The organism is Cryobacterium sp. M96 (assembly GCF_002929845.1).
GTDB lineage: Bacteria > Actinomycetota > Actinomycetes > Actinomycetales > Microbacteriaceae > Cryobacterium > Cryobacterium sandaracinum.
Genome location: NZ_PJJS01000054.1, coordinates 220,341 through 233,944, shown reverse-complemented (window position 1 = coordinate 233,944; position 13,604 = coordinate 220,341). Strand labels below are relative to the sequence as shown.

Sequence of the window (13,604 nt, the reverse complement as noted above, 5' to 3'; positions counted from 1 at the left end):
CTCCGTCGAATTCGTTCGGGCGGGTGGCAGGGGTCAACAGGGTGCGGCTGGGTGCGGTGTCGCGGACTCAGGACTTGGACAGGACGCGGCTCTGTAGACTCGGATCGTTATGGACTTTGACGCAATCTGGCTTGAACTGATTCAATTTTTCAAAATCGACCTGTGGCTCAGGGTCATCAATATCGTCGTCATCATTGTGGCCGCGCTGGTCATCCGGTGGGTGTTGCGCTTCGTGATCGACCGCGTCGTGCAACAGATCGTCACGGGGGTCAAGAAGACCCAGAACGTGGAGGACACGCAGGCGCTGAGCGTTTCGCCGCTAGCCGCCGTGCGCGTCGTGCAGCGCACCCGCACCCTCGGTTCGGTGCTCTCGAATATCATCAACGTGACCCTGTTGATCGTGACGATCCTGCTGATCGTCAACATCATCAACAGTGAAATCCTGGGCTCTTTCGCCCTGCTGACGGCCGCGCTCGGCGCCGGTCTCGGTTTCGGCGCGCAGAACATCGTCAAGGACATCCTGAACGGGCTGTTCATGGTCGTGGAGGACCAGATCGGCGTGGGCGACATCGTCGACGTGGGCTTCGCTTCCGGGGTCGTGGAGACCGTCGGCATCCGTGTCACCCAGGTGCGTGACATCGACGGCACTCTGTGGTTCGTGCGCAACGGTGAGATCCTGCGCGTCGGCAACATGTCCCAGGGCTGGGCGCGCGTGATCATCGACCTCGCCATCCCCTACTCGTCCGATGTCGAGGCGGTGCAGAACGAGTTGCTGCGCGTCGCGAAGGCGCTCGCCTCCAGCCGCAAGTGGCGGTCGGTGATATTGGAGAAGCCGGAGATCTGGGGACTCGAGTCGATCTCCGCCGAGGCCCTCGTCGTGCGCCTCGTCGTCAAGACCCGGGTGGCGGCGAAGTGGGACTTCGCCCGCGACCTGCGCCTGCACCTGAAGAAGGCGCTGGACGGGCTCGGCATCGGTCTGACTCCGCTCAACAGCGTGGTCATGGCCGGCACGGATGGCGCGGTCGCCGCCGGCTCCGACCCCGGCTCCGAGGGAACGCCCGACGCGGCCGCGGAAGCAGCCGCGGCCATGCCGGACCTCACCACCGGCCCGTTCACCGCCCCGATCCCGGTGCGGAAGAAAAAGGCTCCCCGCGCACCCCGCCGACCCAAGAACGCCGCGACCGCGCTGCCCCAGGAGGCCCACCCACGCGCAGCGTCAGCGGATGTTTCCGGTACAGACCCGGCTGTGCCCACGGCCCCGACACCCAAAACCGCGGCACCCAAGGCCCCGACACCCAAGACCGAGGCACCCACGCACACGGCACCAGATCCGGAGACTCACGATGACGAATGATGCCGGCGCCCCCACTCCTGCCACGCCCGGTGCGGTCCACCTGCGCGAGGGCGAGAACGGCACCGCGATCGGCGCCACGTTCTACGAGCAGGTCGGCGGTAGGCCGTTCTTCGAGAATCTGGTGAACGAGTTCTATCGCGGCGTCGCTACCGACCCGGTACTGAAGCCGATGTACCCCGAAGACGACCTGGGCCCGGCCGCCGAGCGTCTGACCATGTTCCTCGAGCAGTTCTGGGGTGGCCCGACCACCTACAGCGAGCAGCGCGGCCACCCGCGGCTGCGCCAACGGCACCAGCCCTTCAAGGTGAACCCGGATTCCCGCGACCGCTGGCTGAACCACATGCGCGCCGCCGTCGACAAGGCCGCTCTTGCACCGCTGCAGCGCGACCAGCTCTGGGACTACCTCGAGCGCGCGGCCTTCGCAATGCTCAATACCTTCGACGAGTAGCAGCGCACCCGCTCTCGGCGCACCCTTGGGACGCAGGCGCACGTTCTACCGTGCGCCCGCTTCTGCAATCTGCGCCGCGAGACACAGGCCGACCGAACCAGGCCGGCCGACGGATGCCGCCGCGCCTGCTTTACAAGTCGAGCTCGGCGACGATCTCCGCGGCCGTTGCGCGTCCCATCCGAATTGCGCCGTCGACGTGTTGGTAGCCCTTTCCGGCGAGGTCGCTGCAGGAGAACAGGATCGGGCCAACCGGTGTGCGCAGGTCCGCGCCGAAGCGAGCCAGCCCGCCCAGGTCGAAGCTCGCCGCGTAGGCGCCGCGGGTCCACTCTTCCGTGCCCCAGTCGCTCTCGTAGTAGACGACGGGCGTCAGTGCCTTCTGGCCGAAGTAGTGCGAGAGCGAGGTGAGGATGCGCTGCTTGCGCTCCTCCGCCGAGACGGTGAACACGCCATCGGCGGCCTCGTCGGAGACGAAGCCGACCAGAGTGCCGCGCGGGTCGTTGAAATTGGTGTTGTCGTAGGCCTCGTGGGAGAGCTCGTAGGGGCTGAAGGCCGTGCCGGAGAGGCCGTCCTCCCGCCAGAACGGGGTCTCGTAGACCGCGTGCACCTTGATCACGAAGCCCATCGAGAGGTGCTGGTGCATCATCTGCTGGCGGCGTGGCAGCGGCGGATCGAAGGAGATCCGGGTGTAGAGCACGGGAGGAACGGCAACGATCACGCGACGCGCACGCACCTCGAGGTCGTCGGTGAGCACACTCACGCCGGCGTCGCCCCAGCGCACGGTGCGGGCGGCCTGCCCGAGGAAGACGTCGTCACCGAGGTTCTCGGCCAGCAGGATCGGCACCCGCTGCAGCCCGCCCACGACCCGTTCGTCGAGGATGAAGTCGGCGTCGACGAGGTTGCTGAAACTGCCGGCGCTGGCCGCCATCAGGAGGGCCTGCAGCGTGGAAAAAGCGTGCGCCGGCTTGGTCAGCATGGCCCCGGCGATGAAGAGGCTAATGTTGTCGCGGGCCTCCTGGTCGTCGGTCTCCTGCTCCAGCCAGCGCCGGAAGGAGATCTGGTCGAGCTCCACCGCACGCGGGTGTGCCCAGGGACGGTCGGGGTCCATCTGGTCCACGAGCTCGTCGAGAGTGGCGATCAGGGCCACCATCTCGCGCTCGGTGTCGGCCGAGACCGGGAAGATCTCGCCCTCGAACCGGGTTCGCTCCCCCGCGGCGTTGATGTAGACGCTTTCGCCCTCGCGGTACCGCGCGAAGGTCTCGAGGCCCAGCTCGGCGATGGTCTCCTTGAGTGCGTCCTGATCGGGCGAAACCCACTGGCCGCCGATCTCGAGCATGGCACCGTTGATGTCGTCGGTGTGGAGGCGGCCGCCGACGCGGTCTCGCGCTTCGAGCACGGCCACGGTGAGGCCGGCCTTCCGCAGCTCGGTCGCGGCGGTCAGGCCGGATGCCCCGGCGCCGATAATGACGATGTCACGTTCGATGATGCTCAAGGATTGCTCCATTGCGTTCTGGTGGTGGGGAAGCAGGTGAAAAACAGGTACGTCGCCGGTCAGGAGACCGGGATGAGGGTGTACTTGGTGGACAGGTACTCCTGGATGCCCTCGAGCCCGCCTTCGCGGCCCAGACCGGATTGCTTGACACCGCCGAACGGTGCCGCCGCGTTGGAGACCAGGCCCGTGTTCAGACCCATCATTCCGGTTTCAAGCTTGGCGATCATCCGCTGCCCGCGGGCGAGGTCCTGGGTGTACACGTAGCTGATCAAGCCGTACTCGGTGGAGTTGGCCAGGCGCACGCCCTCGGCCTCGTCGGCGAAGGTGACGATGCCGACGACCGGGCCGAAGATCTCCTCGGTCAGGAGGGCGCTGGCCGGGGCCACGTCCGTCAGCACGGTGGGCTCGTAGAAGGAGCCGGCGCCTTCGGGGCGCTTGCCGCCGGCGAGCAGGGTGGCGCCGTGGGCCAGCGCGTCCTGCACGAGGGCGTCGGTGCCGGCGACGGCAGCCTCGCTGACGAGCGGGCCGATGGTGACGCCGGCTTCGGTGCCCCGGCCGATCTTCAGCGCGCCGACACGCTCGGTCAGGCGGCGGGCGAACTCGGCGGCGACGGACTCGTGCACGATGAAACGGTTGGCCGCGGTGCAGGCCTGCCCGATGTTGCGGAACTTGGCGAGCATCGCGCCCTCGACGGCCTTGTCCAGGTCGGCGTCTTCGAAGACGACGAACGGGGCGTTGCCGCCGAGCTCCATCGAGGTGCGCAGCACACCCTGGGCCGCCTGCTGAATGAGCTTGCGGCCCACGGGGGTCGACCCGGTGAAGCTGAGTTTCCGCAACCTGGGGTCGGCGATGATCGGCCCGGCAACGGCGGAAGAGGTCGACGTGGTGATCACGTTGACGACGCCGGCCGGTACCCCGGCGTCTTCGAGCAGCTGCACGAAGAAGAGGGTGGTCAGCGGGGTCAGCTCGGCGGGCTTCACGACGACCGTGCAGCCGGCGGCGAGCGCGGGGGCGATCTTGCGGGTGGCCATGGCCAGCGGGAAGTTCCACGGAGTGATCAGCAGGCACGGTCCGACCGGATACTGAGAGACAACCATCGTGCCGGTTCCCTCCGGGTTCAGCCCGAAGCGACCGCTGATGCGCACGGCCTCCTCGCTGAACCAGCGCAGGAACTCGCCGCCGTAGGTGACCTCTCCATTGGCCTCGGCGAGAGGTTTGCCCATCTCCATGGTCATCAGTAGCGCAAAGTCATCGCGGCGCTCCTGCAGCAGGTCGAAGGCCCGGCGCAGGATCTCGGCCCGCGTACGCGGCGCGGTAGCCGCCCACGACTCGGCCGCCTCGACGGCCGCATCGAGGGCACGGATGCCGTCGGCGGCATCCGCGTTCGCGATCCGTTTGAGCACAGCACCGGTCGCCGGGTCGGTGACCTCGATGGCCTTACCGCCACCCTGCTGCCAGGTGCCGTTGATGTAGAGGCCGTCCGGGACGCGGGCGAGCAGTTCGGTTTCACGAGTGGACACGATGAGACTCTTTCCGATGCGATACGGGAAATGCGAATGAAGTTTTGATCAGGGGTGGAGGCCGTGCAGAAAGGGCGTTTCCGCCACCCTCCCCGCGGCGTTCCCCCAGTATGACTGATCGCCCTGTGCCCCCGTCGGGTTCGGGCAGGAGACCGCGGAGCCAGGGCTCATGCGGCGGCGAGCACGCTCGCCAGCACCTGCAGGCCCTCGACGAGGAGGTCGTCGGAGATGCTCAGAGGCGGCAGGAAGCGGATCACGTTGCCGTAGGTGCCGCAGGTGAGCAGCACGACGCCCATGGCGTGGGCGGCAGCCACGACGCGGCCGGTGAGGGCGGCATCCGGGTCTCCGGTGACCGGGTCGACCAGTTCGATGGCGATCATGGCGCCGCGGCCGCGCACATCGCCCACACGCTTGTCGACGGCACGGATGGCGTTCAGCCGCTCGGTCAGGATGGCGCCGATTTCACGGGCTCGCTGGGCCAGGTTCTCGGTCTCATAGCTGCGCATGGTGGCCAGGGCCGCGGCGCAGGCGAGCGGGTTGCCGCCGTAGGTGCCGCCGATGCCACCGACCTGCGGTGCGTCCATGATCTCGGCGCGGCCGGTGACGGCGGAGAGCGGCAGGCCGCCGGCGATGCCCTTGGCCATCACCATCAGGTCGGGCACGATGCCCTCGTGGTTGCTGGCGAAGAGGTCGCCGGTGCGGGCGAATCCGGTCTGCACCTCGTCGGCAATGAAGACGACCTCGTTCGCGCGGCACCAGTCCACCAGGGTGGGAAGGAAGCCGGGTGCGGGCACGATGAAGCCGCCCTCACCCTGGATCGGCTCGATGATCAGGGCGGCCAGGTTGTCGGCGCCGACCTGCTTCTCGATCTGGGAAATGGCGCGCCGGGCGGCCCCTACCCCGTCGAGTCCGGCGTCGCGGTAGGGGTACGACATGGGTGCCCGGTAGATCTCCGCGGCGAAGGGGCCGAAGCCGTTCTTGTACGGCTGGTTCTTCGCGGTGAGGCCCATGGTCAGGGTGGTGCGGCCGTGGTAAGCGTGGTCGAAGGCGACGACGGCCTGCTTGCCGGTGTAGTGCCGGGCGATCTTGACGGCGTTCTCCACGGCCTCGGCGCCGGAGTTGAACAGGGCGCTGCGCTTGGCGTGGTCGCCCGGGGTGAGCCGGTTGAGCATCTCGGCTACCTCGATGTACGAGTCGTAGGGCGTCACGGTGAAGCACGTGTGCGTGAACTGGGCCAGCTGGGCGGCCACGGCGGCCACGACCTCGGGGGCGCTGTTTCCGATGCCGGTCACGGCGATGCCGCTGCCGAGGTCGATCAGGAAGTTGCCGTCGACGTCGACAAGCACACCGCCGCCGGCCGCGACGATATAGGCAGGCAGGGTCACTCCCACCCCGGCGGAGACGGCCTCGATCTTGCGACGTCCGAGCTCCTGGGACTTCGGGCCGGGGATAGCGGTGACGAGGCGGCGTTCCTGGGGAAGGGACGGTCCGCCGACCGGGATCACAGAAAGGGCGTCTACGAGGGTCATTGCTGCTCCAGTTCGCTGGCTGTTGCATCGGCGCGGGGCCGGCGACGATACCGATTCCAGAAGGCTACGCAGGGCGGCCACCCGCAACATCCGGCACCGTGTACAACGCGCGGGTGAACTTTCGCCACGTTGTACACTCGTCGCATGGCTCCGAACCTGGCCCCGCCGCTCCTGCCCACCGTGCGCCGCCTGCTGGCCCAGCCCGGCCTCCAGCTGCGCCTGCTCACGGCCGAGCCGCAGCTGCCGGCACACGCGCTCGACCAGCCCGTGGAGTGGGTGCACGGCTCCGACCTGGCCGACCCGACGCCGTTTCTCTCCGCCAGCCAGGTGCTCCTCACCACCGGCACCCAGTTTGCCGACCCGATGACGGATGCCTACTACCGCGACTACGTGCGCCGGCTCACGGCCCGCGGCATCGCCTGTCTCGGCTTCGGCACGGAGGTCGTGCGCGCCGGCACGCCGGAGGCCCTCGTTGCGGCCTGCCTTGCCGAGGGGCTGCCCCTGATCGAGGTGCCCTATGACACTCCGTTCATCGCGGTGGCCCGCGCGGCCGGCGACCTGGTCGCCGAGTTGCGCTATGCCCGCAACACTTGGGCGCTGGACGCCCAGCGGGCCATCTCGCACGCGGCCCTCCGACCCGACGGCCTGAGCAACATTCTTAGCGAGCTGTCCCGGCAGCTGGGCCACTGGGTCGCGCTCTTTGACGCGAGCGGCACGCTCGACCGGGTCTTCCCCCGCGACGCGTTCTCCGGTTCCGCCTCCTCCACCGCCCTGCCGCAGGTGCAGGCGGAGGCCGGCCGGCTGCTCCGTCGCGGGCAGCGGGCCGGCACCACCCTCGACGAGGGCGGCGAGACTTTGACCCTGCAGACCCTGGGGAGGCAGGGCCAGCTGCGCGGGGTGCTGGCCCTCGGGGGCGGCACCCTGCTCGACCAGGCCAGCCAGCAGGTGGTGACCAGCGTCATCGCCCTCGCCGGGCTCGCGCTCGAGCAGAACAGCGCCCAGGGTCGCGCCCGCGGCCACCTGCGGTCCGGGCTGCTGCAGGCGCTACTCGGCGGCGACCTCCCGCTGGTGCAGAGCATCTCCCGGGAGCTCTGGGGTGCCCTCCCGGCCGAGCCGGTACGGGTCGCCGTCGTCTCCCCGCCGCCCGAACGCTTGGACGCTCTGGCCGAGCTGCTCGAACTGCGGGTCGAGGAACGCCCCGGGCACCTGTTCTTCGCCCGCGACGGTGGCCAGGTGCTGCTCATCCTCGATGTCGCCGCCGATCCGGTGCTCGCCGAGCTGGTGGGCCTCGGGCTGCACGTGGGCGTCTCCGACCGGAGCGCCTATCGTGCCCTGCCGCACGCGGCGGCCCAGGCCCGACAGGCGCTCGAGCGCGCCCACGAAGGCGCGGCGGGCATCGTCGAATTCGAGGTGATCTCACGGCAGGGCGTGCTCGCGTTCCTGGCCCGAACGGATGCCTCGGAGGTCGGCCGCGCCACCCTCCGGCCGCTCTCCGACCACGATGCCGCCCACGGCACGGCGCTGCTCCCCACCCTGCGGGTGTGGCTCGAGCGCAACGGCCAGTTCGGCCCGGCCGCGACGGAGCTCGGCGTGCACCGACACACCGTGCGCGGCCGGATCAGCCACGCCGAGCAGTTGCTCGGGCGGGACCTCGGCGCCTTCCACGCCCGCGCCGACCTCTGGGCGGCGCTGCTGGCGTCGGCGGGATAGGCCGGAAACACCGCACGCACGAGGCGGCTCGCACACTGTGACGCAAGCACCCACACACCGGAAAGAGACAATGTTCAGTCTGAAGGACCTTCGCATTCCGATCATCGCGGCACCCATGGCCGGTGGCGCGTCCACCCCAGCCCTGGTGCGCAGCCTCAGCGCGGGGGGCGGCCTCGGGTTCCTGGCCGCCGGGTACAAGACCCCGGATGCGCTGGCCCGGCAGATCGCCGACGTGCACCAGAGCTCGCGGCCGCCGTACGGCGTGAACGTATTCGTTCCCGGGCCACCACTGACCGACCAGGCCGGAGTCGATGCCTACCGCCGGAGCCTGACAGCGACCGCGCTGGAACACGGCGTGGAATTGCCCCCGACACTGGCCGCGGACGATGACTGGTTCTCCGCCAAGGTGTCCCTTCTCATCGGGCACCGAGTCCCCGTGGTGTCGTTCACCTTCGGGTTACCGCCGGCCGAGGCCGTGGACGGTTTGCACGCCGTCGACGCGTGCGTGATCGCCACGGTCACCTCGGTTCGGGAGGCGGTTCTCGCGGAGGAACGCGGAGTCGATGTGCTCTGCGTGCAGGGCCCGGAAGCAGGCGGACACCGGGCGACCTTCACGACGGCCGAAGAACCGGAGACCACTCCCCTGATCGAACTGGTCCGCGCCATTTCGGACCTGGCGGTTCTGCCGCTCATCGCGGCCGGGGGCATCCACTCCGGTGCCGGGATCGCGACGCTCCTGGCGGCCGGCGCGGACGCCGTGCAACTGGGCACGGCGTTCCTCCGCACCGCGGAGTCCGGCGCCCAGCAGGCGCACAAGGACGCGCTCGTCGACCCGAACTTTGATCGCACCGTGGTCACGCGCGCGTTCTCCGGGCGTCCGGCACGGGGGCTGCGCAACGCGTTCATCATCGAGCACGACGCCACCGCGCCCCGGGCTTATCCTCAGGTGAACCATCTCACCAGTGGCCTCAGGGCGGATGCGGGTCGACGCGGCGACGCCGACGGACTCGCCCTCTGGGCGGGCACCGGCTTCCGCTCTGCCCGCGCAGAACCGGCGGCCGACGTGCTCACCCGGCTGTGGCAGGACGCCCGCGTGTCGCCGAGTCAGCGACCGGTGTCGAACCAATTCGACGGAGATTTTGATGTTTGAGCCGATTCTCGGCCAGTTTAAGGCCGATCCGGGCAAAATCTCCGTCGAATTCGTTCGGGGCACGGTGCGAACACCCAGCGAATAGTCAGCGGCTCAGCGACCAGGGCTTGCGACGCACGAGGATGTGGCCGCGGCTCGTGCTCAGCCGGGTCCACAGGCCCGTCTCGAACAGGCGCACGGGCTCGTTTTTCGGCAGGAAACCGAGGCTGACGGCCGCGAAGGCGGCGCCGGCCGGCACGATTTCCAGGCCGGGGATCGGGCGGCTCCAGACTTCGGAGCGCACCCGCTGCACGATCTGCCCGCCGGTTCCCGCCGGGATGACGGCGGCGACTTCCTCAATGCCGGCCTGCGCCGCACCGTCGAGCAGGGCGGCATCCGTTTCACCGAGCAGGGTCCAGCCGCCTTGGGGCGGCGAGATACCGGCCCAGGTCACGGTGGTCACTTCCAGCGGCACGGTTACGGTCACTGTCGCCTCGTCCTCCAGCACGGCCGCGGTGAGGCGGGCGAGGCGGTCCAGCAGGGAGCGCACGGGAACGACCGCGTCGAGCTCGACCGGTGCGGTGAGCGCGAAGGTGCGCAGGCCCAGCACGGTCGGGCTGGAGTCGAGGAGACCGCGCGGGTAGAGGATCGCGGTGTAGACAGCGAGCACCCCCGCGGCCTGAATGAGGCGCACGGAACCGTCCTCCACCCGGCTAGCGCGGGAGAGGTAGACCTGGAGGTCGCGAAGGGACAGGGACTCTGGGAGAGAAAATGACTTACTCATCTGCTCCTAAACTACCAAGGTACGGCGCGCGTCACACCGGTGCGCGCGTCTGCTCCGCCACGCGCCTGAGGAGGCCACATGGACTTGCCGATGGAGGGCCTTCTAACCGCCCTGGACCTCACCGACACGGGCGCCCGCACCAGCGAGGACATCTTTACCGGGCCGTCGCAGTGGATGCCGCTCGGCCGCGTTTTCGGCGGGCAGGTGCTCGCCCAGTCACTGGTCGCCGCGATGCGCACGGTTCCCGACGACCGCCATGTGCACTCGATGCACGGCTATTTCCTGCGCCCCGGCGACGTGGGCCAGCCGATCACCTTCTCCGTCGATCGCATCCACGACGGCCGCTCCTTCTCCACCCGCCGCACGCAGGCCTATCAGGACGGGCATCCGATCCTGTCGATGATCGCCTCGTTCCAGGACGGTGATGAAGGCCTCGAGCACCAGATCGAGATGCCAACCGATATGCCCGACCCGGAGTCCTTGCCGACGGCGGCGGATGCTTTGGCCCAGGTCGACCACTCCATCGCCCGCTACTGGGCGAACGAGCGTCCGTTCGACATGCGGCACCTGCCGTCGCCGATCTACCTCAAGGTGGACGGCGAGCACACCTCTCGCCAGGCCGTGTGGATGAAGACCATGGGCCCGTTGCCCGACGACCCTGACCTGCACCGCGCCGCGCTGGCATACGCCAGCGACTACTCGATCATGGAGCCTGTCATGCGTCGCCACGGCGTGGCCTGGGCCACACCCGGGCTCAAGGTTGCGAGCCTGGACCACGCCATGTGGTTCCACCGCTTCGGCCGGGTCGACGAGTGGATGCTCTACGTACAGGATTCCCCGACCGCCCAGGGTGGACGCGGGCTCTCCACCGGCAGCATCTACAGCCGGGCGGGCCTGCTTCTCGCCACGGTCGCGCAGGAGGGCATGCTGCGCGTGCCCACGAACGCAGAGTAGCCTCTCTCACATGCTCTGAGCGTCTCTGAGCATCTCTGAACGCCCGCCCGATCGAGGAGAACCATGACGAACGCCACCGACATCTCCCGCCGCACCGCGCTCCTGCTCGGCACCGCTGGCACCGCCGTCGCACTGGTCGGCTGCAGCACCGACGGCGCCGCAGATTCCGGCACCGGCAACATTGGCCCGGTGGAGTTAGCCAAGCTCGCCGACATCCCCGTGGGCGGTTCGATCGAGGCCTCCCTCGATGGCAAGCCCATCCTGATCAGCCAGCCCACGGCCGGCACCGTGGTGGCGTTCAGCGCGATCTGCACCCACCAGGGCTGCGTGGTCAAAGCGGTAAAGGACGAGTTCGACTGCCCCTGCCACGGCTCGAAGTTCGACCGTGCCACCGGCGAGGCCCTCGCCGGACCGGCGACCGAACCGCTGGCGTCGGTGAAGGTCACCGTCACCGGCGACGCCGTCACCGCCGGCTGAGGCGGACTGCGTCCGGGCCGGCCTACTCAGCCGGCAGGGACGCGCGCCGGGTGAATCGGATGGGTTCGTCTACGTATGGAGCCCAAGCGGCGCGCTCGACCTCGTTGATCTTGCGCGGCCGCTCGGTCGCGGCGTCCACCAACACGATTGTGGTGCTCGCCTGCGCGAAGAGAACCGCTGGCTCCAGGCCGATCGGAGTCCAGACCTCGTAGCAGACCTCGAGGCTGGCGCCACCGAGCTTGCCGAGCCAGAGACGGATGTCCAGAGGCTGCCTCAGATACGGAATCGGAGCCAGATACTCGGCCTCCATCCGCGCGATCAGGGTCAGCGTCGCCGCGCCCGGGCGCCCGTCCAGCACGGCGGTGCCGGCGAACGCCCCGGGGCCGTCGCCGTCTTCATCCGGCCAGAACGCCTGGATGCGCGCATCCTCGAGCACACGCAACAACTCGGCGTTGTTGACGTGGCCGTAGGCGTCCAGATCCGACCAGCGCAACTTCACCGGCACGCGCAGCTTCACCGCGGGTCCTAGTCGCGGGTCAGCTTGCGGTACGCGGACCGGTGCGGTTTCGCGGCATCCGGGCCAAGGCGTTCGATCTTGTTCTGCTCGTACGACTCGAAGTTGCCCTCGAACCAGTACCAGTTCGCCGGGTCTTCGTCGGTGCCCTCATAGGAGAGGATGTGCGTGGCGATTCGGTCAAGGAACCACCGGTCGTGGGTGATGACCACGGCGCAGCCGGGGAATTCAAGGAGCGCGTTCTCGAGCGAGCCGAGGGTTTCGACGTCCAGGTCGTTGGTGGGCTCGTCGAGCAGCAGCAGGTTGCCGCCCTGCTTGAGGGTGAGCGCCAGGTTGAGGCGGTTGCGCTCACCACCGGAGAGCACGCCGGCCTTCTTCTGCTGGTCGGGACCCTTGAAGCCGAATGTGGACACGTAGGCCCGCGACGGGATCTCGGTCTTGCCGACCTGGATATAGTCCTGGCCGTCGGAGACGACCTCCCAAAGCGACTTGTTCGGGTCGATGCCCGCGCGGCTCTGGTCGACGTAGGAGATGTCGACCGTCTCGCCGATCTTCAGTTCACCCAGGTCCAGTGGCTCGAGTCCGACAATCGTCTTGAACAGCGTGGTCTTGCCCACGCCGTTGGGGCCGATGATGCCGACGATGCCGTTGCGCGGGAGGGTGAAGGAGAGATCCTCGATGAGGACCCGGTCGCCGAAGCCCTTCTTGACCTTCTTGGCGTCGATGACCTGGGCACCGAGGCGCGGGCCGACGGGAATCTGGATCTCTTCGAAGTCAAGCTTGCGGGTGCTTTCGGCCGCTGCCGCCATCTCTTCGTAGCGGGCGAGACGCGCCTTCGACTTTGCCTGGCGGCCCTTCGCATTCGAGCGCACCCATTCGAGCTCGTCCGCGAGGCGCTTGGCCATCTTCGCGTCCTTCTTGCCCGCGATGAGCAACCGTTCCTGCTTCTTCTCGAGGTAGGTCGAGTAGTTGCCCTCGTAGGGGTACAGGTGGCCGCGGTCGACTTCGGCGATCCACTCGGCCACGTGGTCGAGGAAGTACCGGTCGTGGGTGACGGCGAGAACGGCGCCGGGGTACTGGGCCAGGTGCTGCTCGAGCCAGAGCACGCTTTCGGCGTCGAGATGGTTGGTGGGCTCGTCAAGGAGGAGCAGGTCGGGCTTCTGCAGCAGCAGCTTGGTCAGCGCCACGCGGCGCTTCTCACCGCCGGAGAGGTCGGCGACGGAGTAATCGCCCGGCGGGGTGCGGAGGGCGTCCATGGCCTGCTCCAGCTGGGAATCGAGGTCCCAGGCGTCGGCGGCGTCGATGGCCTCCTGCAGCGTGCCCATTTCGGCCAGCAGTGCGTCGAAGTCCGCGTCGGGTTCGCCGAGCGCGAGGCTGATCTCGTTGAACCGGTCGACCTTGGCCTTGATCGGGCCGACGCCCTCCTGCACATTCTCGAGGACCGTCTTGGTCTCGTCGAGTTCGGGCTCCTGCATCAGGATGCCGACCGAGTAGCCGGGCGAGAGCTTCGCCTCGCCGTTGCTGGGGGTGTCCAGCCCGGCCATGATCTTCAGGATCGTGGATTTTCCGGCGCCGTTCGGCCCCACGATACCGATTTTGGCGCCGGGGAAGAACGACATGGTGACGTCGTCGAGGATCAGTTTGTCGCCGACCGCCTTGCGAGCGCGGACCATCGTGTAGATAAATTCAGCCATAG

Annotated in this window: 12 protein-coding genes; 6 read left to right on the top strand and 6 right to left on the bottom strand. The window is 68.5% G+C overall.

The features are described 5' to 3' along the window. Positions 1 to 109: 109 nt before the first annotated feature. Positions 110 to 1,354: a mechanosensitive ion channel family protein gene (locus CXY79_RS15185; protein WP_104103321.1), complete on the top strand. Its 1,245-nt coding sequence runs from the start codon at positions 110 to 112 to the stop codon at positions 1,352 to 1,354. Further along, positions 1,344 to 1,802, top strand: coding sequence for a globin (locus CXY79_RS15180; protein WP_104103319.1), 459 nt, complete (start codon positions 1,344 to 1,346; stop codon positions 1,800 to 1,802). Before CXY79_RS15185 ends, CXY79_RS15180 begins: the two co-directional genes overlap by 11 nt. A gap of 130 nt (positions 1,803 to 1,932) precedes the next feature. On the opposite strand, the gene CXY79_RS15175 is transcribed toward CXY79_RS15180, so the two are convergent. The 3 genes from CXY79_RS15175 to gabT form a co-directional block, all read right to left on the bottom strand. Beyond that, positions 1,933 to 3,327, bottom strand: a complete 1,395-nt coding sequence (locus CXY79_RS15175) for a flavin monoamine oxidase family protein (RefSeq protein WP_369828005.1) — start codon at positions 3,325 to 3,327, stop codon at positions 1,933 to 1,935. A 23-nt stretch (positions 3,328 to 3,350) separates the two neighbouring features. Further along, positions 3,351 to 4,814 carry an NAD-dependent succinate-semialdehyde dehydrogenase gene (locus tag CXY79_RS15170; RefSeq protein ID WP_104103314.1) on the bottom strand — a complete coding sequence of 488 codons (1,464 nt, stop codon included), beginning with the start codon at positions 4,812 to 4,814 and terminating at the stop codon, positions 3,351 to 3,353. Positions 4,815 to 4,978: 164 nt separating this feature from the next. Further along, positions 4,979 to 6,340, bottom strand: coding sequence for a 4-aminobutyrate--2-oxoglutarate transaminase (gabT, locus tag CXY79_RS15165; RefSeq protein ID WP_104103312.1), 1,362 nt, complete (start codon positions 6,338 to 6,340; stop codon positions 4,979 to 4,981). A 144-nt stretch (positions 6,341 to 6,484) separates the two neighbouring features. Here gabT and CXY79_RS15160 point away from each other — a divergent pair, with 144 nt between their 5' ends. Together CXY79_RS15160 and CXY79_RS15155 are read left to right on the top strand one after the other, a co-directional pair. Then, a complete protein-coding gene (locus tag CXY79_RS15160; RefSeq protein WP_104103309.1) occupies positions 6,485 to 8,050 on the top strand; it encodes a PucR family transcriptional regulator in 1,566 nt (521 codons plus the stop codon). A 70-nt stretch (positions 8,051 to 8,120) separates the two neighbouring features. Continuing rightward, positions 8,121 to 9,200, top strand: a complete 1,080-nt coding sequence (locus tag CXY79_RS15155; protein WP_104103306.1) for a nitronate monooxygenase — start codon at positions 8,121 to 8,123, stop codon at positions 9,198 to 9,200. Between the two features lie 85 nt (positions 9,201 to 9,285). Here the strand turns inward: CXY79_RS15155 and CXY79_RS15150 are convergent, their stop codons facing one another. After that, positions 9,286 to 9,963 carry a hypothetical protein gene (locus tag CXY79_RS15150; RefSeq protein ID WP_104103304.1) on the bottom strand — a complete coding sequence of 226 codons (678 nt, stop codon included), beginning with the start codon at positions 9,961 to 9,963 and terminating at the stop codon, positions 9,286 to 9,288. A 78-nt stretch (positions 9,964 to 10,041) separates the two neighbouring features. On the opposite strand from CXY79_RS15150, the gene CXY79_RS15145 reads away from it, so the two are divergent. Continuing rightward, the gene (locus CXY79_RS15145; protein ID WP_233191540.1) at positions 10,042 to 10,917 is read left to right on the top strand and encodes an acyl-CoA thioesterase II; all 876 of its coding nucleotides are present in this window, start codon (positions 10,042 to 10,044) and stop codon (positions 10,915 to 10,917) included. Positions 10,918 to 10,980: 63 nt separating this feature from the next. Then, positions 10,981 to 11,394: a ubiquinol-cytochrome c reductase iron-sulfur subunit gene (locus tag CXY79_RS15140; protein ID WP_104103301.1), complete on the top strand. Its 414-nt coding sequence runs from the start codon at positions 10,981 to 10,983 to the stop codon at positions 11,392 to 11,394. A gap of 22 nt (positions 11,395 to 11,416) precedes the next feature. Here CXY79_RS15140 and CXY79_RS15135 read toward each other — a convergent pair whose 3' ends face one another. Both CXY79_RS15135 and ettA read right to left on the bottom strand, forming a co-directional pair. After that, on the bottom strand, positions 11,417 to 11,911 hold the full coding sequence (locus tag CXY79_RS15135; protein WP_104103299.1) for a thioesterase family protein: 495 nt from the start codon (positions 11,909 to 11,911) through the stop codon (positions 11,417 to 11,419). Between the two features lie 8 nt (positions 11,912 to 11,919). Next, complete coding sequence (gene ettA / locus CXY79_RS15130; protein WP_104103296.1) at positions 11,920 to 13,602, bottom strand: energy-dependent translational throttle protein EttA; 1,683 nt, start codon at positions 13,600 to 13,602, stop codon at positions 11,920 to 11,922. Between the last annotated feature and the right edge of the window lie 2 nt (positions 13,603 to 13,604).